20 protein-coding genes and 1 rRNA gene are annotated in these 24,870 nt (G+C 51.1%); 14 read left to right on the top strand and 7 right to left on the bottom strand.

All coding sequences use genetic code 11. The features are described 5' to 3' along the window. Nucleotides 1–28 precede the first annotated feature (28 nt). The gene (locus WC772_06045) at nt 29–964 is read right to left on the bottom strand and encodes a hypothetical protein (protein MFA6170312.1); all 936 of its coding nucleotides are present in this window, start codon (nt 962–964) and stop codon (nt 29–31) included. A 127-nt stretch (nt 965–1,091) separates the two neighbouring features. Here WC772_06045 and WC772_06040 point away from each other — a divergent pair, with 127 nt between their 5' ends. The 3 genes from WC772_06040 (at nt 1,092) to WC772_06030 (ending at nt 3,694) form a co-directional block, all read left to right on the top strand. Then, nucleotides 1,092–1,571, top strand: a complete 480-nt coding sequence (locus tag WC772_06040) for a 3-isopropylmalate dehydratase small subunit (GenBank protein ID MFA6170311.1) — start codon at nt 1,092–1,094, stop codon at nt 1,569–1,571. 247 nt (nt 1,572–1,818) lie between these two features. Next, complete coding sequence (locus WC772_06035; GenBank protein ID MFA6170310.1) at nt 1,819–2,994, top strand: serine/threonine-protein kinase; 1,176 nt, start codon at nt 1,819–1,821, stop codon at nt 2,992–2,994. Between the two features lie 79 nt (nt 2,995–3,073). After that, entirely contained in the window at nt 3,074–3,694 is a 621-nt protein-coding gene (locus WC772_06030; protein ID MFA6170309.1) for a hypothetical protein, read from the top strand. 4 nt (nt 3,695–3,698) lie between these two features. On the opposite strand, the gene WC772_06025 is transcribed toward WC772_06030, so the two are convergent. After that, nucleotides 3,699–4,751 carry a 3-isopropylmalate dehydrogenase gene (locus WC772_06025; protein ID MFA6170308.1) on the bottom strand — a complete coding sequence of 351 codons (1,053 nt, stop codon included), beginning with the start codon at nt 4,749–4,751 and terminating at the stop codon, nt 3,699–3,701. Nucleotides 4,752–4,836: 85 nt separating this feature from the next. On the opposite strand from WC772_06025, the gene WC772_06020 reads away from it, so the two are divergent. Beyond that, nucleotides 4,837–6,438, top strand: coding sequence for a hypothetical protein (locus WC772_06020; GenBank protein MFA6170307.1), 1,602 nt, complete (start codon nt 4,837–4,839; stop codon nt 6,436–6,438). Here WC772_06020 and thiE read toward each other — a convergent pair. Further along, nucleotides 6,409–7,419, bottom strand: coding sequence for a thiamine phosphate synthase (thiE, locus tag WC772_06015; protein ID MFA6170306.1), 1,011 nt, complete (start codon nt 7,417–7,419; stop codon nt 6,409–6,411). The genes WC772_06020 and thiE overlap by 30 nt on opposite strands. Then, nucleotides 7,419–8,264: a M23 family metallopeptidase gene (locus tag WC772_06010; protein MFA6170305.1), complete on the bottom strand. Its 846-nt coding sequence runs from the start codon at nt 8,262–8,264 to the stop codon at nt 7,419–7,421. Before WC772_06010 ends, thiE begins: the two co-directional genes overlap by 1 nt. Nucleotides 8,265–8,359: 95 nt before the next feature. Between WC772_06010 and WC772_06005 the strand changes: the two genes are divergently transcribed. Continuing rightward, nucleotides 8,360–9,664 (top strand): protein kinase, encoded by a 1,305-nt coding sequence (locus tag WC772_06005; GenBank protein MFA6170304.1) that lies wholly within the window; start codon nt 8,360–8,362, stop codon nt 9,662–9,664. A gap of 75 nt (nt 9,665–9,739) precedes the next feature. Continuing rightward, nucleotides 9,740–10,300 carry a hypothetical protein gene (locus WC772_06000; GenBank protein ID MFA6170303.1) on the top strand — a complete coding sequence of 187 codons (561 nt, stop codon included), beginning with the start codon at nt 9,740–9,742 and terminating at the stop codon, nt 10,298–10,300. 169 nt (nt 10,301–10,469) lie between these two features. Here WC772_06000 and WC772_05995 read toward each other — a convergent pair. Further along, nucleotides 10,470–11,963 (bottom strand): 16S ribosomal RNA (locus tag WC772_05995). Between the two features lie 260 nt (nt 11,964–12,223). Continuing rightward, complete coding sequence (locus tag WC772_05990; protein MFA6170302.1) at nt 12,224–13,828, bottom strand: HAMP domain-containing sensor histidine kinase; 1,605 nt, start codon at nt 13,826–13,828, stop codon at nt 12,224–12,226. A 148-nt stretch (nt 13,829–13,976) separates the two neighbouring features. On the opposite strand from WC772_05990, the gene lexA reads away from it, so the two are divergent. From lexA to WC772_05970, 4 genes are all read left to right on the top strand, one after another. Continuing rightward, nucleotides 13,977–14,567 (top strand): transcriptional repressor LexA, encoded by a 591-nt coding sequence (gene lexA, locus WC772_05985; GenBank protein ID MFA6170301.1) that lies wholly within the window; start codon nt 13,977–13,979, stop codon nt 14,565–14,567. Nucleotides 14,568–14,691: 124 nt separating this feature from the next. Beyond that, nucleotides 14,692–15,042, top strand: a complete 351-nt coding sequence (locus WC772_05980; protein ID MFA6170300.1) for a four helix bundle protein — start codon at nt 14,692–14,694, stop codon at nt 15,040–15,042. Between the two features lie 163 nt (nt 15,043–15,205). Continuing rightward, nucleotides 15,206–16,423, top strand: coding sequence for a putative DNA modification/repair radical SAM protein (locus WC772_05975; GenBank protein ID MFA6170299.1), 1,218 nt, complete (start codon nt 15,206–15,208; stop codon nt 16,421–16,423). A 50-nt stretch (nt 16,424–16,473) separates the two neighbouring features. Continuing rightward, nucleotides 16,474–17,127, top strand: a complete 654-nt coding sequence (locus WC772_05970; protein MFA6170298.1) for a DUF4130 domain-containing protein — start codon at nt 16,474–16,476, stop codon at nt 17,125–17,127. A 33-nt stretch (nt 17,128–17,160) separates the two neighbouring features. Here WC772_05970 and WC772_05965 read toward each other — a convergent pair whose 3' ends face one another. Next, on the bottom strand, nt 17,161–17,913 hold the full coding sequence (locus WC772_05965) for a hypothetical protein (protein MFA6170297.1): 753 nt from the start codon (nt 17,911–17,913) through the stop codon (nt 17,161–17,163). A 203-nt stretch (nt 17,914–18,116) separates the two neighbouring features. Between WC772_05965 and WC772_05960 the strand changes: the two genes are divergently transcribed. Genes WC772_05960 through WC772_05945 form a run of 4 tightly spaced genes read left to right on the top strand, consistent with a single transcriptional unit; the run spans nt 18,117 to nt 24,862 of the window. After that, complete coding sequence (locus WC772_05960) at nt 18,117–19,109, top strand: hypothetical protein (GenBank protein MFA6170296.1); 993 nt, start codon at nt 18,117–18,119, stop codon at nt 19,107–19,109. Next, the gene (locus WC772_05955) at nt 19,093–22,668 is read left to right on the top strand and encodes an AAA family ATPase (protein ID MFA6170295.1); all 3,576 of its coding nucleotides are present in this window, start codon (nt 19,093–19,095) and stop codon (nt 22,666–22,668) included. Before WC772_05960 ends, WC772_05955 begins: the two co-directional genes overlap by 17 nt. Continuing rightward, nucleotides 22,668–23,999, top strand: coding sequence for a hypothetical protein (locus WC772_05950; protein MFA6170294.1), 1,332 nt, complete (start codon nt 22,668–22,670; stop codon nt 23,997–23,999). Before WC772_05955 ends, WC772_05950 begins: the two co-directional genes overlap by 1 nt. Further along, the gene (locus WC772_05945) at nt 23,993–24,862 is read left to right on the top strand and encodes a hypothetical protein (GenBank protein MFA6170293.1); all 870 of its coding nucleotides are present in this window, start codon (nt 23,993–23,995) and stop codon (nt 24,860–24,862) included. Before WC772_05950 ends, WC772_05945 begins: the two co-directional genes overlap by 7 nt. Nucleotides 24,863–24,870 lie beyond the last annotated feature (8 nt).

The raw sequence follows: 24,870 nt of genomic DNA, 5'->3' as shown, positions 1-24,870 counted from the left end.
CAAAAATTGCAGTTTTATAAGCGGTTTTTTAACTCGCAGTCGGCTCTTTGTCTACGGTCCCCAGCATCGCTTCCACAAAAGCCTGGTTATAACGTCGTGTGGTATCGACGCTCTCCCCGCCGAACAAGCCCGCCAAGCGCTGTTTTTCAGCCGGGGTCATCAGGTTGGCCGCTTTGCCGACCATTTGGTCGAAACCGATCAAGTACTTCAGGATAATCATGAATTTACTATTAGAATTGAAACTTGGGTCAGCGGCCAAAGTCTGTTCCAGCAAGTTCTGGGTCAGTCTGATCTGATAGATCTGGGCGTAGCAATCCCGGGCGCTCTCCCCGAAATCCGATAAGCCTTTGGCAACCGCCAAAGCATTGATCTTGACCCGACCGACCAGAAAACTTAAGCTCCAGTGAAGTTCTTCTCCCGGGATCGGGAGTTTTTCCGCGGAAAAAGCGCTGACAAAGACGATCCTGGCCGGATCGTCAAGATACTTCGCTTGGCTTAAAAAAGATCTTTGAAGCACCGGTTCGTGATAAAACATCCCCAATTCAAAACCCGGCGACCAGCGGACCCCGCGATCGTCAACCTCTAAAACCAGCGGGCAAAAAACGATATTGGCGAGGCCGGCAAAATCGGCGGCGAATTCCGGTCCGGCCAGGCTGAAAGATCGTTCGATCTCCGCCGGGACCAGTCCGGGAGAAGTAATGACCGCCTTGTTTTCAACCGCCTGGCCGCGGCTGTCGGCCCCCATGGCCGAGAAAAGATGGGACATGGTGAGGCGGACCGAAAGATACTCTTGCCGGTTATCGGCCTGAAAGACCTGTTCGCCGACCGCAAGGTCGTTGTCTCTGGTGGGATATTTGTAAGGCTGGCAAGCCGCGATCCGGCCGTTGCGGCTCGGAAATATTTCATAACCGGCAGTCCGCGCGGGGAAAGAACCGGCGTTCCGCAATCCCGTTTTAATTATCATGTTCCCGCCTTTATAAATTTTTTTAAGCGCGGAGCTGCCGCTCTCTAAAAAATTATCGATATTTGGAGGAGAAAATTTCAGGGGATTTATTGAAGTCCCGCTTTAAGGGTGCTAAAATAGTGATGTTATGCAAGGTAAAGCGTGGAAATTCGGTAATAATATCGATACCGACCTGATCATCCCGGCCAGGTACCTCAATACCTCCGACCCGGCCGAGCTCGCCCAGTACGCCATGATGGACGCCGACTCGGAATGGGTCGACAAAATGAACCCGGGCGACTTTATCGTCGCCGGGGATAACTTCGGTTGCGGCTCGTCGCGCGAACACGCCCCCATCGCCCTCAAGGCGGCTGGGATCTCGGCGGTGATCGCCAAGTCGTTCGCCCGGATCTTTTACCGGAACGCCATCAATATCGGCCTCCCCATTCTGGAATCACCCCAGGCGGCGGAAGAAATAAATGAAGGGGACAAGCTCGAAGTTGAACTATCCAGCGGGACGATAAAAGACAAAACCAGCGGTAAAACCTATAAAGCACAAGCCTTCCCCGAGTTCATGCAAAAGATCGTCGACAAGGGCGGGCTGATCAATTATTTAAAACACCGGTAACTGCCCGCCCCTACTTACACTCCCAGTATTTACTTATTTTACGCCAAATATATGACTGGCCTTTGCGCAAGTTTTCCCCCGATATATTCGATAATATAAGCAGAAGGCCTATTGGTTAGGCCTGAGGAGAGAGATATTAATGTCCTACTCATCAGCCGCGGTAAATATCGGGCGAACCCCTCACCCGGTCAACCGAGAGATCAGAAGCGATAACCTTCGCGTTGGACAGATCTATCTTAGAAGATATTTGATCACCTCCAAATTATCTGAACAGGGAGGAATGTCCACCGCCTATCGAGCGATCGACTTAAAAAAACTACAAATGTTAGGCCTCGAACAGTTGCGCTCCCTAGGGATCGCTAAGCTAAAAAAAATTAATCTGGCCAAACTGGACGCTATTGACGCCGATCTGTTTGATCTTTGTCGGCTTACTATCACCAGATCAGGCTTAAAGGCCTTGGAAAGTATGAAAGAGCTAGCTTCAACTAAGGTAATCATTAAATGCGCCGAAAACAGAATGGCACGAGCCTTAATTTCCGAAGCGGCGGCCCTGGAAAAAATCACCACTTCAAATCCGGTTGAAAACAATGTTTCGCTGGGGATCCCTGAGCATGTCGAATCAGGGCCTCTGCCAAATTCAAGACCGGATAGCTCCGGCAACACTCCTTACTATCTGGCAATGCGGGATCTCGACGGGCCGTCCTTAAATTATTACTTGGAAAGCAATTCTTTAACGGTTAATCAGACGGTAGAGATCGCGATTCAAATGCTTGGAGCGCTCAAATCAATCAATAGCAATGGTCTGATTCACCGGGACCTAAAACCGGGGAACATTCTTATTACTAATGAAATAAATATTGGTCTCAAAGCCTTCCTAATAGATCTTGGTCTGGCTATTGAAATTGGCAAAGAAGATAAAGACATCAAACAAGGCGTAGTTAAAGGAACACTTAATTATATGCCGCCAGAAGCTTTTGGACATTTATATTCTTCAGAAATGATCTCTTCTTTCGGACCAGCGTATGATATTTATTCCCTGGGAATAATCCTCTATGGTCTGCTCGCCTGGAGTACCAACCCAATGAGAGGCGGGAGCTTTCTCGCGGTGGCAAATAATCAGATCAATGAGCCTTTTCCAAATTTGCCCAAAGCCGCGATCACCGAAAGATTTGAAGGTCGAAACGCTATTTGGCTTAGTCCCGTCCTCAATGGTTTACATTCTCGGCTGGATAACATCATTCAAAGCATGACTGATAAGGACCCGGCTAAGCGCCCGAGTGAGTTAAACGAACTAATCGCTTCCCTGCGACAAGCCCAACGGTTAGCAAAAAGTATAGAAGAATATGAGGTTTACCAAATGCTGCCGGCCAGCGAAGTAGCGGAAGTAACCGGGGTTTCAGAAGAACAGCCCTACCCATTTTAAGCCAGTTAAAACGCTCCCCCTCATCATAAATCCACTGAAATTAAAGCTCTCCCCTGCCGATGTTATATAGAGAAAACAAATGATCAATATGACCTTAGATGCCCAACACCGAATAACATTCCAACCACGAACCTACCGGGCCGGGGTCCGTTGCTATACTGTTTCCTTAAACTCCGAAATCATGCTTCTAACCAGAATAAAAGCGCGGCCTTTGTCGACAATAAATGAAGTGGGACGAATAATTCATGATTGGCAGACCAATCAACCACAATATAATCCCCAACAGCTCAAGGTCCTCCTAGGGGTTGAAAAGGCGGCCCTCCCCCGTGACCTGCGCGAACTGCTGCAAAACTCCGATCATTATCAAGATTATTGCGGACTGATTGCTTTTTGCGACGATGTCTATCTAAAAAGAGTAACTAGCTTGGCCTTACCGGCCTTCAATGCTGACGAGAGCGAATTAACAATGGTCCCCTGCCCTGGCTTCCCGGTCACCAGACCGGTCGAGCCGAACCATGTCAAGTTGTCCGATACCGATAGCTTCGCCCAAAAAGAACTCGACAATATGTTTGGTCCGCTCGCCAAATTCACCGGACAAATGATGGTCTTATCTTTAGGCCAAGGTCCGAACCAGCTCATCCCGCTCCAAAAACTGAAAACTGCCGCTGATATATTTTTACGAAAACTCGCGGGAATATAGAAGTTCAGAGGTTAGCAACAACGCTGTCCCCGACTTCCTTCGTCCCCATCCCCATCTTGCCGGCCGCTTGCGAGGGCATCTTGGCCACGGTCTTGATGATCGCCGCTTCGATGTCGGCGGCCGCCTTTTCTTCCCCCAGGTTGCTTAAGAGGAGCTGCATGGCGCCGATCGCCGCCAAAGGATTGATGACGTTCTTGCCGGTGTATTTCGGGGCCGAGCCGCCGATCGGCTCGAACATCGAGACCCCCTGCGGGTTAATGTTGCCGCCGGCCGCGATCCCCATCCCCCCCTGGATCATCGCCCCCAGGTCGGTAATGATGTCGCCGAACAGGTTGTCGGTCACGATAACGTCGAACCATTCCGGGTTCTTCACGAACCACATGCAAGTCGCGTCGACGTGGGCGTATTCCCGTTTAATATCGGGATAGTCCTTTTCCCCGATCTCATGGAAGGCCCGCTCCCAGAGATCAAAAGCGTAGGTCAAAACATTGGTCTTGCCGACCAGGGTCAGCTGTTTCCGTTTGTTTCGCTTCCTGGCGATTTCGAAGGCGTAGCGGAGACAGCGTTCCACTCCCTTGCGGGTATTCACTGAAACCTGGGTCGCCACTTCGTCCGGGGTCCCCTTTTTCAGGAAGCCGCCGGTACCGACGTAAAGGCCTTCGCTGTTTTCCCGAACGACGACAAAGTCGATCTCGTCCGGTCCTTTATCTTTGACCGGCGTCCAGACATTGGGATAAAGCTTGACCGGGCGAAGATTGATGTATTGATCGAGGGCAAAGCGCAGTTTGAGCAAGACGCCGTGTTCCAGGATCCCCGGCTTGACATCCGGACTGCCGACCGCCCCTAAATAAATAGCGTTGTATTTCTTGAGTTCGGCGACATCTTCATCGGTCACCAGTTGGCCGGTCTTGAGATAGCGTTCCCCGGAAAAGTCGAAATCCTTGAGTTCGTATTTGAAATTGTACTTTTTCGCGACCGCTTTTAAGACCTTTAAGCCTTCAGCGACAACCTCCGGGCCTGTTCCGTCTCCGCCAATTACCGCAATTTTATATGTCATTTTATTTTCTCCCTTCAATTCACGTCGTATAAATAATAGCAAAAAAAATGAAATTTATCAACGAAGCCGGCGATAATTACTTGATATGAGCATCTTCCCAAAACGAATAAGCGCGCCGCCGCCTCTTCTTAAGCCAAGAAACATCGTTAAGGCGGAAGTTAAAGCCTCCTGGGGCAGGCTGGCCAGGCAATTGCCGCCAGTGGCCAGCGACGCCGTGGCTAAATATTTACGGACTTATCCCGCTCAAGAAGACTTAGCTTGCGAAATACTGGCAGATTCAAATAATCGTCGTTTATTTGCCGATGGTTGTTATCATTGCGCCAACGGCGATCTTGACCAATTGCTGGACGCGATTGACGGTGAGCGGTTAAAAGACAGTCAGCGGCAAGGAACTATGCCGAAGGCCGCGGCTCGGAATCCGTTTGAGACGATGATCGCGCTTGGGCGCTATGTTGAACGGCTCCGATCGGCCATCGAAAGGGGCGAAACGACAACCCTCTTGGCCGTCTTTCAAAATTATCAGGACCGTAAAATCGCCGCCGCGCTCCCTTTACCGAACGGCATCAATAAAAACCGTCAAGCGCACATTCTGGAGCGAATTTTTACCGGCATCGGCCCGCAAGCAGTTTTCTCTCTGTTGGCAACCATCAATTGCTTGCGGAAAACGTCCCAAAAACCCGGCAACGCGGAAAAACTGGCCGTCCGATACATCGGGGCGATCGCCCGATCAAGACACGCCCAGGCGGTCTTCAATATCCTGCAGCAGTCCTTAGCCGGAAAAACCGCCAACCATCAGGTTCTTCCCCGTAATCTAGGCGGCGCGGTCGAGCTCGAACTGGTCCAGGAATTAGCCAAGCCCCTCTTTTTTCCTATGCTTTATTATCTTAATCAAACGGAAGACCAAGCGCCCATTCGGGCGGTCCTGGAACCGATCATTCAAAAAACAATCCATGCCATGCTGCGCCAACCGGAAACGATTGTTATGTTAACGGTTTTTCTTGAAGCCAACCCGGAAACGATCGACAGCTTCAGCCGGGAATTGGTCGAGGCGACCAGCCGGGAGATTAGAGCGAGCGTCTTGTCGGGAATAGGACAAATGCAGGATAATTTAGAGTACCTGAACGGCCCCGGCAGGGAGATCGACAATAAGGAAACGCTGGCGCTGGCAGTCAGGCTCTCCGCCTGGCGCAAACAATTGAACAAGCTCCGCACCGAAGACGATGTCGCCCAGGCAACAACGCGCCTCGGCCAAATGCTGGAACTGACTCCGTCCGCCAGAATATCCTCGGCGGTAACAAACGAACTGTTGATCGGTTATCAACTGGTAATGACCAGCGCTTTGCCGGAAAAAGGGGCCCGGGTCGCTCAAGCGGCCCTCGAATATCAATCGGAAACACTGGTTTGCGGTTTTCTTATGAAAGAGGTTGACGGAAACCTGGCTAACGCCAATCGCTTAAGATTATTTTTAAAAGAGAAAGAACTCTGGTCTCGCTTAATCCGAACCATGAGCCAAAGAAAAGAAGAAGCCTTGTCTCTTTTTATCAATAACCTGGTTTTTGAGGCGAAAAAGCGGGCCGGACACATCCAGTTCTCCGGCTTGAGAACACAACTTATCGCGGTCCAAGACCCATTCCAACCGGAAATTCTCGAAGAAGCTTTAAATAGCACGCTCCATCTTCTTGGCTAACGCCTCGCTCGACCTGATCGCCGCGAACCTTTGTCCCCCAACCTTCCTTATTTCCGCGACATTAGTCTCATCGATCCCGCCAATTGCCACAACCGGGACCTTGACCGTCACCAGGACTTTTTTTAATAACTTTAAGCCGACCGGCTGGCCCAGCGGCTTGCTCGGCGTTTTAAAGATCGGCCCGCAACTGATGTAATCTGCCCCCGCTTTGGCCGCTTTGACCGCCTGTTCCAGGCTATGGGTCGAGAGCCCGATGATCTTATCGGCGCCGATCTTCTCCCGAACCTTCTTCACCGTTAACTTGGCGAGATCTTCCTGGCCCAGATGGACCCCATCCGCTCCAACTTGCGCCACTAAATCCCAGTAATCGTTCAGAATAAAGGTCGCGCCGGCCCGTTTGGCCAGGACGGCGAGCTTCTTCGCCAGCTGGAGATAAGCTTCTTTGCTGATCTTTTTATCCCGGAGCTGGATCATTTTCGCGCCGGAGGACAAAGTTCGCTCTGCCATTTTCAAATGATCGAGAGCCGGGTCGGTCACGACGTAAAGCTCAAAATCGAGCTTGATCGCTTTCTCTAATTTAGGAATAATTTCTTTTTCCAGGTCGTAAAGCTGAAAGCGGGCTTCTTTAAATACCCGGCCGTAGTCCGCTTTGATCAGCTTGGAAAATTCTTCCAGGCAACGGACCGCTTCCTCCGCCCGTTTGATGTTGGCCATAAAGACCGACTTCAGGTCGGCTCGCTCGCCTTCGCTCTTAGGATATAACCGCCGGCCAACGTCACCGGCCGATTCGCGGTAAAGATAAAAGTCGTTGCCGATCGGCCGGATCCCTTGTTGCAGAAGATGGCGCAACCCTTTGACCTTGGCGGTCAGCGCTTCATCGCTCAAGATAAACCTGACGATCTCGTCCACCACCCGCAACCCTTCCATGGAGCGGTTAATGTTCGCGTCTATAATTCTTAAGACCTTAGCGTTGCTGCTCATTACAACTCCATTCTCACCCACTGGGTCGGATCGACCCGCAGATTGTTGACCGACATCCCCCAATGGAGATGAGCCCCGGAGGAGATCCCGGTATTGCCGGACAAGGCAAGTTGATCCCCCCGATTGACGACTTGTCCAACTTCAACCAGAAATTTGGATAGGTGGAAGTAGAGGGTCTGGACCCCCTGGCCGTGATCGACGACAATCGTATTGCCAAAAGCCCGCAAGCGGCCGGTATATACAACTTTGCCGTCATTCGGAGCGGCGACGACGGTTCCCTGCGGAACTGCCAGGTCATAGCCCCGGTGACGGCCGGAAGGCTTCCCGTTAACTTTCTGGACCACCCCAAAGACCATGGAAGTCGGGGCTTCGACCGGCCAGGAAAATTTGCCGCTCCAGCGCTGGACCGGGTCTTTGACGACCAGGACTTTTTCAACTTCCGCCCATTCGTTGTTGATTATCTCCCGGCTGCGGAGCTTGTTCTTCGCCGGCTTCAACCAAAAAGAAACCACGGGAAATTTTCCTTTGACGATCTTCACTCTCTTTTTGATCGCCTGCGGGGGAGTTTCAATTTGCTCCAACGTCAGGACCAGCGGATAAACCCCCGGCTTTTGTTCCAGGGGGATCCCAACCAGGGCCCGATAGCCGTCAACCGCCGTGAAAAAGCGGACCTTTTCGCCCAAAAATGTTCCCCGGATATTTTCAATCCCATCAGTTGAACTAACCTTAATTTCCAGGGTCTTCCCCTGTTCGATCGCTCCGGTCGAGAGGGTCGCCTTTCCAAGCGCTAACAATGGAAAGGCAAAACAAATGGTTAACGCCGCCAACAGAATAATTCTTTTCATAACTGACATTTTAGCACATCTCCACCGGCTATTAAAAAACAGCCAAACTGAAATTCCCCGCTATTTTCTTCGATAATATCATGAAGGACAAACACATGAACAATCGAATTCCACCACCATCATCAGGCCGCCGGTCCGGTTTTTGGGTTCACGCCCCGCTCACGCCTTATAATTCATTCGTCACCCGCAAGCCCTTAGCCGGCCGCTATCTGATCCTTGAGGAAAGGAACCGGAGCGATATGTCCCAGGTTTATCGGGCGATCGATCTTAAAAAGCTGACCTCGACCGACCGTTCGCGGTTCAGCGAGATCGGCGTTGAGCTCGGCGCTCTTCAGCCGGGGGATCTCCAACGTATTTTGTCCCAAACGCCAAGCATCGTCAAACGCTGCGGCGTGATCGTAAAGTTCGCCGAAGGCGACGCCCTGCCGTACATGCAGACCGAAGCCAAATTTCTCCATCTAACCGCCAGCGAAGAACGGATCCCCCGCCTGATCGAGCACCGCCTGATCGAAAGCGGCCGGGACAACCCGCTGGTCACCCGCAAAGAATGCTTGATCGCCCAGGATTTAGGCGACCTGACCCTGGCCGCGGTCCTCCAAGGCCAAATGGAAAGAAAGATCCCTTTTTATAAAATGGTGGAGATCGCGATGGAGACCTTTTACGCGCTGAGCGTAGTCCACCGCCACGGCTATGTCCATCGGGATGTTAAACCATCGAACATCATGCTGATTATGGGGGAGAACCAGAAGATCAACGTCCGGCTGCTTGATTTCGGCGGGATCATAAAAATCGGCGAGCCGATCCTGGCGGATGTCAGCACGCCAAGCTACGCTTCGCCGGAACAGTTCCAGACCCACCTCGATCAAGACCGTCACTACACCAGCTTAACGGCCGCCTCGGATTATTACAGCCTGGCCCAGGTTATCGCCGAAGGGATCACCGGCAAACCGCCGATGCGCGTTACCGTCTGGAACGATAAACAGTATAAAAACGTGGTCTACAATAAAAAGACCTGGGAAAATCAGCTCACCAAACCGATGCCCAAACTTTCGATCGAAGAGATTGAAAGCGCTTACCATACGGACAGACTGCCGGAGATCGCGAAAGAGATCAAAACGATCCAACGCCAGCTCAACGCCCTGCTCCAGGGGTTGGCACAAAAAGATCCGAACAAGAGGCCTAATTTTCACGATATTATCAGAAAAATAGAAGCAATCCTGGATATCCACCGGAGTATTGCCGACTATCTTGGGAGCTTAGGTAGCGGGGACGATCAAGGGCTGGGGCAACCCTTCCTGCCGACTGAAAATGAAGACCCGACTATTGTCACCCCGCGCCCACAGGCCGTGATTGACGAAAGGACCGTCGTCTCAATCCCGCAGCGTCGGAATTTAAGCTGAAATTCCGTCTCATTTGTAAGGATATCTATTTGGCCGGGAACCCGGATAAGAAGAGCCCGCCGCAAAGGATTGATAATGCCCTACAATTATAACTTGGCGACGACGTATCGAGCAAGCCTCCGCGGCTATCACGTCGGCGTAAAAACCAACACTTTTCTCTCTCATCTTGAAAGCACCGGCCGGGTCAGCTTGGCTGAAGTCAAGAAAACTATCTCCAATTGGCAAACGGTCTCGGCAAATAGCGGCTGTTTACTGTTTACTTCACAACGCCACCTCGGCAAAGAGTTCGCTGGGTTAAATAAAAATGACGCGTTCAGAACCTTTTGCCAATATATCTGTTTCGCGTCGCCAATTTACGCCCTGACCTCAAGCCAGGTCCCGTTCTCCCCGCCATTGCTCCAGATTTCAGATGATCCCGGCTTTAAACAGATTACCGGCTTTGCCATTCCTCGGCCGGTCGAATTTGTCGCGGAAACGGTCACCTATAGTCTGGGCCAAAGAGAGACCGCTGATTTTTTAGGTGAGAAGCTGCTTCCTTTCGCCGGGAAGATCGTCGTTGTCGACCCGCTCAGTCTGCAAAAAAAACAATTATTGAACACCATCCTTGTCCTTAGCCGCCTTCTAGCCACGGCTTAGCCGAAGAACCCCAATAAAAAAGGCGTCCTGAAAATATCAGGACGCCTTATCTTAATTTAATAAGCTTTTTGAAAACCAGGCAACCCCCGACTTTTACATCGGGGCTAGGAGACGACGCGAGACCGACCTAAGAGTATTCCCGAAATTAATCAGGATGTAAACTCCTTAGAAAGGAGGTGATCCAGCCACACCTTCCGGTACGGCTACCTTGTTACGACTTCACCCCAGTCACCAGCACCACCTTAGCTCCCCGAAGGGCACTTCAGGCGTTTCTGACTTCCATGGTGTGACGGGCGGTGTGTACAAGGCCCGAGAACGTATTCACCGCAGCACGCTGATCTGCAGTTACTAGCGATTCCAGCTTCATGAAGGCGAATTGCAGCCTTCAATCCGAACTGAGCAACACTTTCTGAGATTTGCTCTTCCTTGCGGATTTGCATCCCTTTGTATGTTGCATTGTAGCACGTGTGTAGCCCTGGGCATAAGGGCCATGATGACTTGACCTCATCCCCACCTTCCTCCTCGTCATCCGAGGCAGTTTCGCCAGAGTGACCAACTTAATGCTGTCAACTGGCAATAGGGGTTGCGTTCGTTGTTGGACTTAACCAAACATCTCACGACACGAACTGACGACAGCCATGCAGCACCTGTAAAGGCTTCCCGATTGCTCGGGATCGTTCCCCTTTCGGTTCACTACTACCAATATGTCAAGCCCAGGTAAGGTTTTTCGCGTAGCATCGAATTAAACCACATGCTCCACCGCTTGTGCGGGCCCCCGTCAATTCTTTTGAGTTTTAACCTTGCGGTCGTAATCCCCAGGCGGTTCATTTAACGCGTTAGCTACGGCACTAAAGGGGTCGATACCTTTAACACCTAATGAACATCGTTTAGGGCTAGGACTACCGGGGTATCTAATCCCGTTTGCTCCCCTAGCTTTCGCGCCTCAGCGTCAGAAATGGTCCAGAAAGCCGCCTTCGCCACTGGTGTTCCTTCCAATATCTACGCATTTCACCGCTACACTGGAAGTTCCGCTTTCCTCTACCATTCTCTAGTAATGCAGTATCAGATGCGGACACAGGTTGAGCCTGTGGATTTAACATCTGACTTACAAAACCGCCTACGCGCCCTTTACGCCCAATGATTCCGGACAACGCTTGGCCCCTACGTATTACCGCGGCTGCTGGCACGTAGTTAGCCGGGCCTTCCTCTGTGGGTACCGTCAATATCGTCCCCACTGACAGTGCTTTACATCCCGAAGGATTTCGTCGCACACACGGCGTCGCTCCGTCAGGCTTTCGCCCATTGCGGAAAATTCCTCACTGCTGCCTCCCGTAGGAGTAGGGACCGTGTCTCAGTTCCCTTGTGGCTGATCGTCCTCTCAGACCAGCTACCCGTCATTGCCTTGGTGGGCCATTACCCCGCCAACTAGCTGATAGGACGCAAGCCCATCTTTAAGCCCCTTGCGGGATTTAATCCCAGTCACATTCGAGACCGGGGTCACATCTGAAATTAGCCCAGATTTCTCCAGGTTGTGTCAGTCTTAAAGGTAGGTTGCTTACGTGTTACTCACCCGTTTGCTGCTCGGTTCGAAACCTCGCTCAACTTGCATGTGTTAGGCACGCCGCCAGCGTTCGTCCTGAGCCAAGATCAAACTCTCAATAAAGAGTCTAATTCAGCTCTATCATTTATAATCTATCTAAACCAAAAGAAAAAGATACGAAGACTCGCATCAATCTCATTGCCTGATTTTCAAAGATCTTGTTTATCGCACCGAGGAGATATCGAAAGAAGAAATGACGAGGCAAAACATTTCCGACGCATTTACGTAGAAAGCTTCTCGCTACCCTCCTTTCGCTCTACTAGGGCTTGATCATTGTAACGCAAGTTAAGCCGGGTTGTCAAGCTGTTTTTGCTTCGAAGCGGTCAGAGGCCCCCGGCCCGGCTTTTTGCCAGCTTAACCTTAAAGATCGCTCCCCCTTCGGGATTGTCTTCCACCCAGACAAGGCCACCGTGCAGTCTAACCAGCAATTTAACAATCGCCAAGCCCAACCCGCTCCCTTCAACCCCTTCTTTCTCCTGACATTCCAATCTCTCAAAACGGTCAAAGATGGCCGTCTTATATTTATCGGCTATTTCCCGACCATTGTCCTTGACGGCAAAAATAAAACTATCGGGCTGTTCTTCCACTGAAAGCTCGATTCGCGTCCCCGGGTTGGAATACTTAACGGCATTATCGATCAGATTGGAAAATATTTCGGAAGCCAAAGATAAACCGTCAAAAGAAGCGCTTTCGGAGATTGCCCCGACAATAAAGTGCTTCTTTTGCTGTGCCGCTTTCGGCCCCAGGTCGGCAACTATTGTTTCAACGATTTGCCGCAAATCGAGCCGTTTAAAGATTTTCTTTAATTCCGGGTCCTGGAGCCGGGAAAAAAGCCTGGCGCTGGAGATCAGTTCGTTTATTTTAACCGCGTTTTCGGCAATTATTTGACCGTACTGTTGAACATTTCCCTCGCCAGTCTGTTTTAACAACAAAGCGTAGCCCAAAACGCTGGTCAAATAATTATTGATGTCGTGCTCCATTATGGAAATAAAAAGATCTTTAAGCTTATTGCTGTTCTCAAGTTCTTGCGTTCGCCGCAGGATCTTCTCTTCCAGGCCGGCATTCAACTGGTCGATCTCATCATATTTTTGCTCAAGCAGGATCTTCTCTTCTTCCAGTTTTTTTAAGGTTAGTTGGAGCGTGGTCTCACGGTTGAAAAGTTGGCCGAAGGTCCGCGCCCATAAGCTTTTGTCATGCCAGGAAACATGGTAAACGCAATTTTTGGCGCCGTAAACGACCCCGTCAAGCTTAAAAGTCCCGTCAGGAGACAAAGTCCCGATCACCTTGCCGGCCGCGGTTTTCTCATCGTCCCCCTTATTGAACTCCAGCACCTCTCTTTTTTCATTTACCCGGTAAAACTTGAACCCGATTAACCCCTTGTGTTCAATTGGGACGGAACATTCCGTTTCCACAACACTCGCCTTATCATAACCGATAAAAGTGGGAAGATACTCCAGCCCGCCTCTGGTGGTTTGGCAGGTGCTTTCTTTGATCATAAAGATGTCGGATTGTATTCTGTTTTCAAAAATGATCTGATTTTTACCAGCGTCCGTGACCTTGGAAACATAAATTTTACAAAAATTGTCTTTCACGATCAAAGGAAATTTATGGTAAAAGACCGCCAGCGAAGGCGAGAAAATCCGCATCAAGAAATCAAGATGGCCGTATTCCCTTTTTTGCATGGCTTCGACCTGGATCTTGTAAGAAAGCTTATCATCATGAAAATATTGATTGGCGCGCTCAAATATTTCTTTCGTAATTCGCGTTGAAAACCAGCGGTGTTCGTCGATCAGGGACATCTCATCATATGGCCGGCCGTTGAAAAAAGGGAGGTCTCGCAGAACGCTTCCGGCTTCTTCTTTTCCCAGATGAGAAAGAACATAGTCATAAAAAGTTTTGTTGGTTTTGCCGCTGACTTCTTTTTCCATGCGGGATTAAGCTTAACACAAGCTAAAAGCTTAATAAAGTAGGCTCGCCGGAATACTAACCCTCGAAATTTTATCTTGACAAAAAACCAACTAGGTATACAATTGTATACCATCAAGCTTAAAGCGTCCATTTACAAGGAGAATAACAATGACACCAAGCGACAGACAGGCACTGGTCCTAAATTACGTGACTAGCTATATAAATGAACGGGGGTTTGCCCCGTCGCTCCGGGATATCTGCCGGGCGCTCGGCTTCGCCTCGCCCCGCTCCGCCCAAAAACACCTGGAAGCGCTCGAAGCGGAGGGGTTGATCCGGCGGGAGAGCAAATCTCGCGCCATCAGCCTCCTGACCGAGCCTGATTTGAGGACAATCGTCCTCCCCTTCCTCGGCTTCATCGCCGCCGGCGCGCCGATCGAAGTCCTGGAGCACCAGGAAACAATGGCCATCCCGGCGACCCTCATCGGCCGCAAGCCATGCTACATCCTGCAGGTCAAAGGAAACAGCATGATCGAAGATCACATCCTGAACGGCGATTTCGTCGTCGTGGAAAAATGCGATTCGGCCGATGACGGCGAAGTGGTCGTCGCCCTGATCAACCGTTCCGAAGCTACCTTGAAAAGGCTTTATCGCGAACCAAACCGGGTCCGGCTCGAACCGGCCAACTCAACGATGAAACCGATCTACGTGAAAGACGTCGCCGTGCAGGGAAAAGTCCGGGGACTGTTCAGACGGTTCTAGGGGGAAATGCAAAATGGAAAATGACTTAATGAAAAATGTATCAATCCGGAATATTACTCAAAATAATACATTCATTTTTAATTTTGCATTAAGTCATTTTTAATTAATCATAGGAGCATGAAACATGGAAATACAAGACCGAACTTTTAAGCTGGGGGTAAAAATCGCAGAATTCGCCATTGCTTTATACAAAAAGCAAGAGCTACAAGTCCTTCTTAAGCAATTATTAAGATCGGGAACATCCATTGGCGCAAATATGGAAGAAGCGGACGGCGCAGTATCAAAGAAAGACTTCATCAATAAAGTTTCTATCTCATTTAAAGAAGCAAAAGAAACCCGATATTGGCTAAGAATACTTCAAGAAGCTGAATTGCTAAAGAACCAGGAGAATTTAAATAAGCTGCTCAACTTATTAAAAGAAACGGAAGAAATAGCTAATGTTTTGGGAGCAATCTTAAAAAAGGCAAAAGCATGATTATTAATAATATGACCGCAGGCCATACATTCATTTTTCATTTTGCATTATGTCATTTTTAATTTCAACAAAAAGCGAAAAGGGAACCTGGCGAAGGACACGCGGCTTCGGGTCGACCAGGCCTCCCTTTTCGCCGACGATAAATTAAACCGGAGGCTAAACCATGCCGGACACTGAAAAAAAGCTCGAGGTCCTGGGAGCGGCCGCCAAATACGACATCTGCGCTTCCACGGCGGCCCCGCAAAAGCGGCAGCCGAACAGCAACTATATCGGCTCCAACGCCCCCGGCGGGATCTGCCACAGCTTCACACCGGATGGCCGCTGTGTCTCTCTCCTCAAGGTCCTGATGACCAACTCCTGTAAAAACAACTGCCAGTACTGCGTCAATCGGGTCAGCAACGACTTTGAGCGCAGCAGTTTTGAACCGAAAGAGCTGGCCGATCTTTTTATCGAGCTCTACCGCCGCAATTACATCGAAGGGATCTTTCTTAGTTCGGGAGTCCAGAGAAGCACGACCTACACCATGGAACGGATGATCGCCGTCCTGGAAATCCTCCGGTTCCAATATCGCTACCGGGGCTACGCCCATCTGAAAGTCCTCCCCAACACCCCGGCCGACCTGATCGAACGGGGAGCTAAGCTGGCCGACCGAATGTCAGTCAACCTGGAAAGCCCCAATCCCGACCGGCTCAAGTCGATCGCCAGCGAAAAGAACTTCATGCTCGACCTGATCGAACCGATCAACGCCATCCAAAAACAGGTCGAAAAAGGGCTGCTTAAAGCGGGCCATACGACCCAATTTGTGGTTGGCGCCGCCGGTGAGACCGACGCCGAACTCCTGCGAACGACCAACTGGCTCTACAAAAAGAAAAACCTGAAGCGGGCATATTTTAGCGCCTTTGTTCCGACCGGCGAAACGCCGCTGGCCGGGGCCAAACGGGTCCCATTACTGCGCGAACATCGCCTCTACCAGGCCGATTGGTTGATGCGTTTCTACCACTTTGAGCTCGATGACCTGGTCATGAAACAAGACCAGAACTTGAGCCTCGATATCGACCCCAAGATGGCCCACGCCCTGAAGAACCGGCAGCGGTTCCCACTCGAGATAAACCGGGCCTCTTTCCGGGATTTGCTAAAAGTCCCGGGGGTCGGACCGCTCGCCGCCAAACGATTATATCGGGCCCGTAAAGAACACCGCTTTACCAACCTGCAAGAGCTAAAAAACCTGGGGGTCGTGACCAAGCGGGCCAAGCCCTTTATCCTGATCAACGGGGTCAAACAAGGGAATATTAGCGAGATCGTCACGGTCAAACAGCTTGAGCTCTTTGAAAACTTTAGCAGTTCGCTCGCCTGGGCGCAGGCTCCGCAGTTGCTGACATAGGAAACAAGCTTACAGCTATAAGCTTTAAGCTTAAAGCTGTAAGCTTATAAATGAACGAACAACTATCAATTTTTAACGACAAGTTCGATCGGAAAGAAGAGCTGGAAGAAAAACTTCCGGCGATCAAGCTCAAAGGAACACCGGAAGCATATTATTTGTTCCGCCAGCGACTTTACTACGCCCTCCTCCACAAAGACCCCAATAAATATCAGCTAATCGATAAAGTAATCGAACAGGCTAAGGCCAAAGGCTTGAGCTATATTTTGTGCAAGGTCTCGGCCGAAGCCAAAAAGTTCATCGACCTGGCCCGGCAGGTCGCGGGGGAGCGCCATCGGGCGATCTCTTTCCTCCGGCTGAAACCAATCGACCAGCACAACGTCCTGATGGGGGAATTTGAAATCGTCCACCAGACCGGCGAGATCATCATGCTCCACTTCTTAAAACGCTTTCCCAAGTACCGGATCATGCTGGTCTTTGGCGATGAGGTTTTTATCGGTCAGGGGAACGAGATCTTCAAGGAAAAGTTCGACCGTAAAAAGGCGGTCCTGCCGGCCACTACCGACGAGTTCGAAAAATACTGGCTCGCCTTCTACCGTTCGCAGTACATCCCGGAACGGCGCAACTTGAAGTACTTCCAGCGGATGATCCCCAAGAAATATTGGCGCTGGGTCACGGAATTGAAGGAATTTGGCTTCTTAAGCTAAAACACCCACAACCACAGCCGGGTTGATCGCGAATTATAGGTGCAAGAAGTCTAAATTGAGTTGATATTCAAGCCCAATTATTGGGGCGAATTCATCCGTTCTGACGTTAGCTTCTTTGCCTAAACTGTTAGGAAACAGTTTTGAATACGCCAGCCCCCCTACTAATCGCAATTCATGTTGGACACCCTCGGTAAGCTCGGAACTCAGGCGAAGTCCGGCATAGGCTTGCCATTCCAGGTTCCTGCCCAGAATAAAATTATCTTTGGTTTCCAAGGAATTATATCTGTCCCAACCAGTGTTTACAGCTGTTTCATAGGTGCGCAATTGCAGCCTGGCCAGCCAATATTCACCTGATAATTCGCCAAATATTTTAGGGTAAACAAGGCCAGTCGCACCTAAATAATAATAGGTAAGCGCGGCTCCATAGTCTTTTGTTTCTGTGCCGGGAGCATCCGTATAATTTCTTTCGTTAAGATGGGACCCGGTTATTACGCCAAAATCGGCCCCGACGCCGGTTCGAAGCGTCAAACCTTCATTGCTCTCTTTTTTCGAACTGCTGATTTTCAACCCTAACTCCAGCGAAGCAAAAGTAAAAAGCGGTTCGGTTTTATTGTCTTTTTGGCTGATAGGGCCGTTATTGTCTGGATCGGCCTTGGTATCAGCGGGATGGATCGGAACCGTCCGGACAGGCTCCGGGACATTGGTCTCGCCCGCTCCTTGGATTCCATATATATTGCAACTTGCCTTGGGGGTAATACCAGTATAAAGACTAACAGATGCTTCCATAAAAAACTCCTTTGTTTATTTAATCCTTCATTCTCTACATCTATTTATCCCTTAAGATGTTAATAAATTTCACCCAATCTTAGTAACATCGGGCTCCGGCCGCCGGCGGCTTATACAATCACAATCCTTAATAGACTGAAATTTTATCCTTCTCCTATTGATATATATTTAGCGCGAATTCCTATATAAAACGGGGGAAATCAATGATCAGGGCGACCAACTATGTTCATTATTATTGCTTCCGGGCCGAAACGACATTAAAAAACTTTGTCTTAAGGCATCAGCGTGCCGCCGAAACGCTGGCTTTGAACGTTTCCCTGCTCCCGGTTGTCGCCGCCGTCGCCCTTTCCGCCATAACTTCGGCCAAGCTCCCTTTTGTCGCCGGAATCTGCTGGGAAAAGAACTTAAGAATCGATGTCGCCGGCGCCGCCCGCCAAAGAATTCTAAAAGAACTGACCAAGCTCGATGAATTTTCGGAGCTGATCGGCGAGATCGAACCAGCCCTGGTCCACGCCCTCAACAAAGCATTTATGGAAATCAGCCAACTGGAAGCCACCGCCCGTTTCGACCGGTCGGCCTTCAACCAACAGCAGGAAGCGGTCCTTCAGCTGATCGAAAAAGATGTCTGGCAGACGCTGGAACCGAAGATCCAGGACACCCAGAAAAAAGCCCGCCTGCGCGCCTGGATGGACCAGCTGGAAAGCAAACTCTCTGGTGTTGACAACATCCAACAGCGGGCCGCCGACCTCTTGAGGGAAACGACCAGAGAAATCTTATACGACTTCAACGGCAAAGCGGAAGAGACCCTCGGTCAGTCGATCCCCGGCGAGATCGAAGGGACTGGCGAAGACCACGCGATGCATATCCTGGCGGAAACGATTGTCGAAAAGATCATGGACCGCGAGCTTGATTTTGAAGTCGCCATGCGGCAGGTCGTGGCCGAAGTCATGAAAGAGGGAGTGATCGACGCCGCGGGGCAGGAAAATCTGGTCAGAGAACTGCTGACCGCTTCCCGGTCGAACAACGGCACCACCCTCGCCCAACTTTTCGATAGCTTTCGCCGGGACTACCTCGACCCCGGACCGGGCAAATTACAGCTGCCCAAAAAAGCTAGCGCCGCCCCCGCTCAACAGGTACTGGGCAAAATCCAATTAGTTAAAAAAACCGCCGGGAGAACCGATGGAAGCTCTAACTAGACTGCCGATCAGACAAAGCGTCCGCCTGATCAGGGAACTGACCATCGCCGCTCGCAGCACGTTTGTAAACCACCCGAGCTTGTTACCCGGAGGACGAATAACAAAAGAAATTGCCCCACCGACTCACAACCTGCTAAGCCTGACGCCCGCCGGGACCCTGATCCGCGATGAATTAAGCCTGATCGCGAGAAATCCGGCCGGCCTCGAAAGCAACGGCGCGGTTAACGGAACCAACGGCGTCAACGGCGCGGGTGACGGCGAGCCGAAAACCCCGATCGAAAAGCTGGAAGAACTTGGCCTGCGCAACATTACCAGCGAAGCCCGCGCCGGCGATCTCGATCCGGTCTTTGAACGAAGCGACGAAATGGCGGAGCTTTCCAAACGGCTGAAGGGCGGCAGCAACGCTATTCTGATCGGCAACACCGGCGTCGGAAAAACGGCGATCGTCGAAGGGCTGGCCCAGGAGTGGAAGGATGAGGAAAAAACCTACTTCTTCAGCCTGGGGATGAAAGATCTCGACCGCTCGGTCCTCGAACCGCAGTTGAAACAGATCGTCGAAACGGTCCAAGACGCCTTCAAACAGGGCTACACCGTTTACCTCCTGATGGACGAACTCCACCTGATGGAACAAGCGGGCGTTCTCGAACTGTTGAAGGAACCCCTCGCCCGCCCCGGTTTCCAGGTCGTGGGTGCGACGACAACGGGAGAATTCTATCGCTATTTTAATAACGACGCCACCAAACGGCGGTTCGGCGATCCGATCAATATCGAATCGCTGACCGGCGACAAGCTGCGGCGGCTGGTCCGGAATATCATTCCGGTCATCCTGGAGAAACTAAGAGGAGTGGAAAAGATCGAGGTCCCGCCCGCTTCGCGCCAGGCGGCGATCGACCTCTCGCCGCTGATCGTCAACCGCTTCCCGCCGGACGCGACGATCGCCCTGATCAAAGAAGCGATCGGCAGTAAACGGAGCCAGCTCGGCGACTTAAGAAGGATCGTAACGGAAACCCCGAAAAAGCTGGCCGACGATATCAACGACCTGATCGAATTTGCCGCCGATCCAGCCACCCGCCCGCAATTAGAGGGTATCTGGAAATCGGTCATCGGGATTGTCGCCGCTTACCTGGAAAGCGAACTGCTGGTGGAAAAAGTTGTGCGCAAACTGGCTGAGTCCGGCTGCCTGACAATTACCGAAGACGATATTCGCGCCCAGGCCTCGAAAATGGCCGGCCTTGACCTGCGCAAAATGGATGAATTGGACATTCAACAGCTTAGCCAGATCGAGGGACGGATCAGGACCCGCTTCATCGGACAGGACCAGGCGGTCGGGAAAGTTGCCGGCGCCGTTAAACGGTATAAGACCGGCCGACGCAAAAAACAGTCGCCGATCGCCGCTTTCATGTTCACCGGACCGACGGGGACCGGCAAAACCGAACTGGCCCACACCCTGGCCTGGCTGTTATTCGGCAACGCGCAAAAGGTCATGACGATCGATATGACCCAGTGCGAAGGGAAAGCTGGAAAGACCCTGCTCTTCGGCCCCGATCCCGGTTTTGTCGGGTTTGACAAAACCAAAGGGATGCTGCCGGAGCTCTTTAAAAGAAAAGAGAACCGCCACGGGGTCCTCCTCCTTGACGAAGCGGACAAAGCCGACCCGGATGTTTATGAATCATTATTAGTGATGCTCGACCAGGGTTATGTTCAGAACAAAGAGACCGGTGAAAAATATTCTCTCGAAGACGTAGTGGTCATCATGACCTCGAACCAGGGGGAAGCCCAAATGCTCAAGCCCGAACAGATCAGGGAGCTGGCCGCCGGCAAAGCGCCGGAAGAAGCTAAGAAGATCGCCGACGGGTTGACCAAAGCAAACCGCGAGATCGCCGCTAATTCATTTAAAAGCCAGAAAGATGAATATGGCCGCGACAAATATCCCCCCGCCTTTCTCCGGCGGCTCGATATTGTTCCTTTTGATTATCTGAACGAAGCCGACCTCTCGGCCATCGCCGATATCCAGTTGAAAAATTTTGTCGCCCAGGTAGAAACCGACCAAAAGCTTGAGGTCGTCCTGGGCGGGGATGAGACTGAATACCAGGCGGTCAAGCAATATATTATGGAAAGAGGAATCGACCTGGCCGGGGGCGCCCGGCCGCTAAAGCAAGCGCTTGAAGAGCATCTCGACAATACTTTTTCCGCCTGGCTGGTCAATAATATGCCAAACGGCGAACATATTATCAAGATCTCGGTCCGGGATGGGGAACTTCGCTTTGAAGAAACCACCGACAAGTCGGAGCGGGGTCGCCAGATGGATATCGCCCAAATTCACGGCCGCAAAGGAATAATTTTACGCAAAATCCGCGAACTGGTCGCGGCCGGAGCGGAAGTCGACGCCGCCATGATCGGCGGGCTCCTCTCCCCGCCCAAAGGGGCAGAAAAAGTTGAGCTCTGGCTGGAAGAAAATCCCTGGCCGGAGGACGAAACAGCCCGGGCCGAAGCGCTAGCCAAGGTCAAACAGGCTCTGACAACCGAAGACCGGCAAGCGCTCGAAGCGGAACTCCCCGAGCTTCTCAAAAGCGGCAATCCCGGGATAGTCGCGCTAGCCCAAGCGATTGCCGACGAACTCCAACAGGCGAAAGAAGCAGCGCAATTTACCAACAAGCCGGACTGGGAAATAACTCTTTCCCCCGGAGACAAGGCCAAAGTCGATCCGAAAATCAAATCAGCCCAGGCCGGTCTTAAGGAATTGTTGACGGCCCGCGGCTTGCCCGAAACCGAACAGGGAGCCGTCCTGCGCGCCCTCTCCACCCTGATCTATGCCGCCAAAGACCGGCAAGAAAAACTCACCGGCGATGAGCGGGACAAACCGATAATCGTGCGTTGGCGGATAAGCCGGGCCAACGATATCCAGATCGTTGTTTATAACGCGGACAGAGAAGCCCGCGAGGAAGGGCCAAGACTGGCGGACTTCAGGAAGAAATATATCGACGGGACCAGCCGCTCTCTGGCCATCAAGGCCGGTAAAACCGGCACCAGCTTTGTTTTCAGCATCATCGCGAACAGAGAGATAAAGATTGAACTTTCTCCGCCGACCAAGCCCCTGGCGGAAGCGCTCGCCCCTATCCTCAATCCTAGCGACAATATTATTAAGAATAACGGGGCCGTGTTGTTGATCCAGGACCTGGCCGCGTCTCTCTTAGCCTCATCCCAACCGCCGAGAATGATGGCCCCGCTTGATAAGTTGATAGGAGAATTTTTTGTTTCAGCCAACCCGCAAATCATCTCATTCAACGACCTGTTAACTAATAATAATCTGGACCCGGAATATAAGGCCGAGATCATTAAAACTCTGCTTGAATTGCCCGAAGCGCCCAAGTTCCCGCCGATCAGCCTCTCGCTGACCAGATCGGCCGATGGAATAGATGTCGCCTTCGTCCTGCCGGGAACGGTTGACATCGCCAAAATCCAGCAAGATTACGCAAATATGGCCCGAGGCGCGAAGGTTGAACTGATCGGCCGGTCCGAAGGCGAGAACAAAATCCTGACGATAAGGATCCCTGATTAATGGTCGCGCCGGTCACCAATAGATCGATCGTTCGATTGCCCCAAAGAGCCCTACCAGCTCTGCGGGGGATAGTCGAGATCTCCTCCTTTTCCGTCGGCAAAGAGCGGCTCGGCCCGGCCCTCACCACTCTCTTCCAACGATTGGGGATCACACCCAAAAGCATTCAACTTGATAATACCGCCAAGATCAGATTGCTGGGAATGGGCCCTTCGCTGGAGAAGCGGACCGAGCTTTTTGAATCCGCCGAAGTTCTTTTCTCCTCCTTGAGGCTCTCGGCTTTCCTGACCCAGGAGCAGGCGCTGTATATTTTGGGCAATAAAGAAAACATCGATCTGATGGCCAAGGGAACGACTGCCTCGGCCGCGATCGCAAGTCAACCGCAAATCGTCCTGCCCGAAATGATCACTATTTCAAACAAGCTCGCGATCATGAGGGACGAAGTGACGATCGGCTTGTTCAAACAGATAATGCGGGGATACGTAATAACCGGCAATTTCGCCGATTCACTAAGAGATATCCTTAATGACCCGTCAAGAGCAAATGATCCAATAGTTTATGTAAGTTTAATTGATGCCAGGGAATTTGCGGACCGTTTAAGCAAGCTTACCGGCAGAAAGTTCAGAGTTCAAACCGAGCAGGAATGGTTCCAGGAAAGGGACAAGTTATCAGGCCTTAATTTTACATGGACGGAGACAAAAAACAGCGAGGGTTATATTCTTTGCCTCCTGTACGACGGCGTCGACCCCGGCAACCGCCAGACAATAAAACCGGAGACCCGCTCCATGGATATCTCGATTCGTTTAGTCGAAGATATTTTATCTGATCCTCCCGCCGCACGGCCCCCAATCATGGGCCTGTATGACCGCTGTGTGGAAGAAAACAGACTAAATGATTTAGTCAACGAGCTTCGCTACAGCGACTTCGGCACTGCGGCCACAAAGCTCAAATATCTTGACCCCACCCAAGCAGCCACAGCCTTGTCGCGGATCACTCTGAACGTCGACGAAATATTTAAGGGGATGCTGACGCACGGCGATCTTGAAGAAATGGCCGGGATCATGCACCAATTGGCCGTGAACCACCCCGACTACGCCCTCCCCCTTTTTCAGCGCCTGGCGGACGATTCGGCCTGTGTCGTCTTCGCGGTTCAAAACCTCCTCTCCAAAGAAGCCTCGGAGCTTCTGGGGGTGTTTTTAAAAGAAGAAAACGGGATGGAGCGGATCGTAGGCCTGCTGGCGCGGTGTCCAAAGGAGATCGCGGAATTAATTATGCCGCACATCGAATTATTGGAAATCGCGTCCGACTTATCGGAGCTTAAAAGTTCATGGTAGCGCCAAAAACCGGTAATTCAATAATTCGCTTGCCTCAAAAGGCCGTGCCAGCTTTTACAATGAGAGTGGCACTGCGAGGAGTGGTCGAGATCTCTTCTTTTGCGATCGGTAAAGAGCGGCTCGGCCCCTGCCTCACCGCACTCTGCCAACAACAGGGGATTGAACTTAACAGCATTCACCTCGACCGGATCGCCAAAGTCAGGCTGCTGGGCATGCAGCCTTCGCTCGAAACAAGATCAGCCGATGGGACCGCCGGCAACCTCTTCGCCGGTTTACAGCTCCAAGCTTTCCTGACACAGGATGAGGCGCTTTACATTTTAGGGGATAAACGGAATATTAAACCGATGGCCGCAGAGATTGGTCCCGACAGAATAGCCGGCATAATTAAATCCGACGTTAGATTAGCATTGGAATATCGCGTTCCCCCTCTTCAAATCACCGGGCAAATACGTGAAGCGGAAGAAACTATTTATCCTGACCACCTCATTAAAAAAGAACGTTTTCTGGCTGATTTAATACGAGAGATTTTAATAAAGGGGAACGGGGCAAGTGGAGTAGCGTTGATCAGGGAAGTCGTTAACAATCGGGAGTCTCCGCAAAGCGCGGCCCTGATGGGACTGCTCGTATTCCAGATTTATATGTGTGGTACCTACTCCAATATGTTCGAACAATTAAAATTAGTGATAGCTGACCTTTCTAATGCAAACAAAGGCATAGCAATAAGCGGCGCGCAACTGATCGGCCACACCCAAAAGCTTGGTACGGACGTTTTAGCAAAAGAATTAAATATAACGCCCGAAGAGGTCCCGGAAGTATTAGAAGGAATGGCTTTCTTTTCTCAATTAATGCCATCGAGCAAATAAAAACAATC

It is taken from the genome of Candidatus Margulisiibacteriota bacterium (assembly GCA_041661965.1).
In the GTDB taxonomy this organism is placed as follows: domain Bacteria; phylum Margulisbacteria; class WOR-1; order O2-12-FULL-45-9; family XYB2-FULL-48-7; genus XYB2-FULL-45-9.
Note: the sequence above shows the minus strand (reverse complement) of the source record. Positions and strands in the feature narration are given on the sequence as shown.

Bases quoted from the DNA above. Each gene is read 5' to 3' on its own strand.
- WC772_06045 (MFA6170312.1), bottom strand. From the start codon at position 964: ATGATAATTAAAACGGGATTGCGGAACGCCGGTTCTTTCCCCGCGCGG.
- WC772_06040 (MFA6170311.1), top strand. From the start codon at position 1,092: ATGCAAGGTAAAGCGTGGAAATTCGGTAATAATATCGATACCGACCTG.
- WC772_06030 (MFA6170309.1), top strand. From the start codon at position 3,074: ATGATCAATATGACCTTAGATGCCCAACACCGAATAACATTCCAACCA.
- WC772_06025 (MFA6170308.1), bottom strand. From the start codon at position 4,751: ATGACATATAAAATTGCGGTAATTGGCGGAGACGGAACAGGCCCGGAG.
- WC772_06020 (MFA6170307.1), top strand. From the start codon at position 4,837: ATGAGCATCTTCCCAAAACGAATAAGCGCGCCGCCGCCTCTTCTTAAG.
- thiE (MFA6170306.1), bottom strand. From the start codon at position 7,419: ATGAGCAGCAACGCTAAGGTCTTAAGAATTATAGACGCGAACATTAAC.
- WC772_06010 (MFA6170305.1), bottom strand. From the start codon at position 8,264: ATGAAAAGAATTATTCTGTTGGCGGCGTTAACCATTTGTTTTGCCTTT.
- WC772_06005 (MFA6170304.1), top strand. From the start codon at position 8,360: ATGAACAATCGAATTCCACCACCATCATCAGGCCGCCGGTCCGGTTTT.
- WC772_06000 (MFA6170303.1), top strand. From the start codon at position 9,740: ATGCCCTACAATTATAACTTGGCGACGACGTATCGAGCAAGCCTCCGC.
- WC772_05990 (MFA6170302.1), bottom strand. From the start codon at position 13,828: ATGGAAAAAGAAGTCAGCGGCAAAACCAACAAAACTTTTTATGACTAT.
- lexA (MFA6170301.1), top strand. From the start codon at position 13,977: ATGACACCAAGCGACAGACAGGCACTGGTCCTAAATTACGTGACTAGC.
- WC772_05980 (MFA6170300.1), top strand. From the start codon at position 14,692: ATGGAAATACAAGACCGAACTTTTAAGCTGGGGGTAAAAATCGCAGAA.
- WC772_05975 (MFA6170299.1), top strand. From the start codon at position 15,206: ATGCCGGACACTGAAAAAAAGCTCGAGGTCCTGGGAGCGGCCGCCAAA.
- WC772_05970 (MFA6170298.1), top strand. From the start codon at position 16,474: ATGAACGAACAACTATCAATTTTTAACGACAAGTTCGATCGGAAAGAA.
- WC772_05965 (MFA6170297.1), bottom strand. From the start codon at position 17,913: ATGGAAGCATCTGTTAGTCTTTATACTGGTATTACCCCCAAGGCAAGT.
- WC772_05960 (MFA6170296.1), top strand. From the start codon at position 18,117: ATGATCAGGGCGACCAACTATGTTCATTATTATTGCTTCCGGGCCGAA.
- WC772_05955 (MFA6170295.1), top strand. From the start codon at position 19,093: ATGGAAGCTCTAACTAGACTGCCGATCAGACAAAGCGTCCGCCTGATC.
- WC772_05950 (MFA6170294.1), top strand. From the start codon at position 22,668: ATGGTCGCGCCGGTCACCAATAGATCGATCGTTCGATTGCCCCAAAGA.
- WC772_05945 (MFA6170293.1), top strand. From the start codon at position 23,993: ATGGTAGCGCCAAAAACCGGTAATTCAATAATTCGCTTGCCTCAAAAG.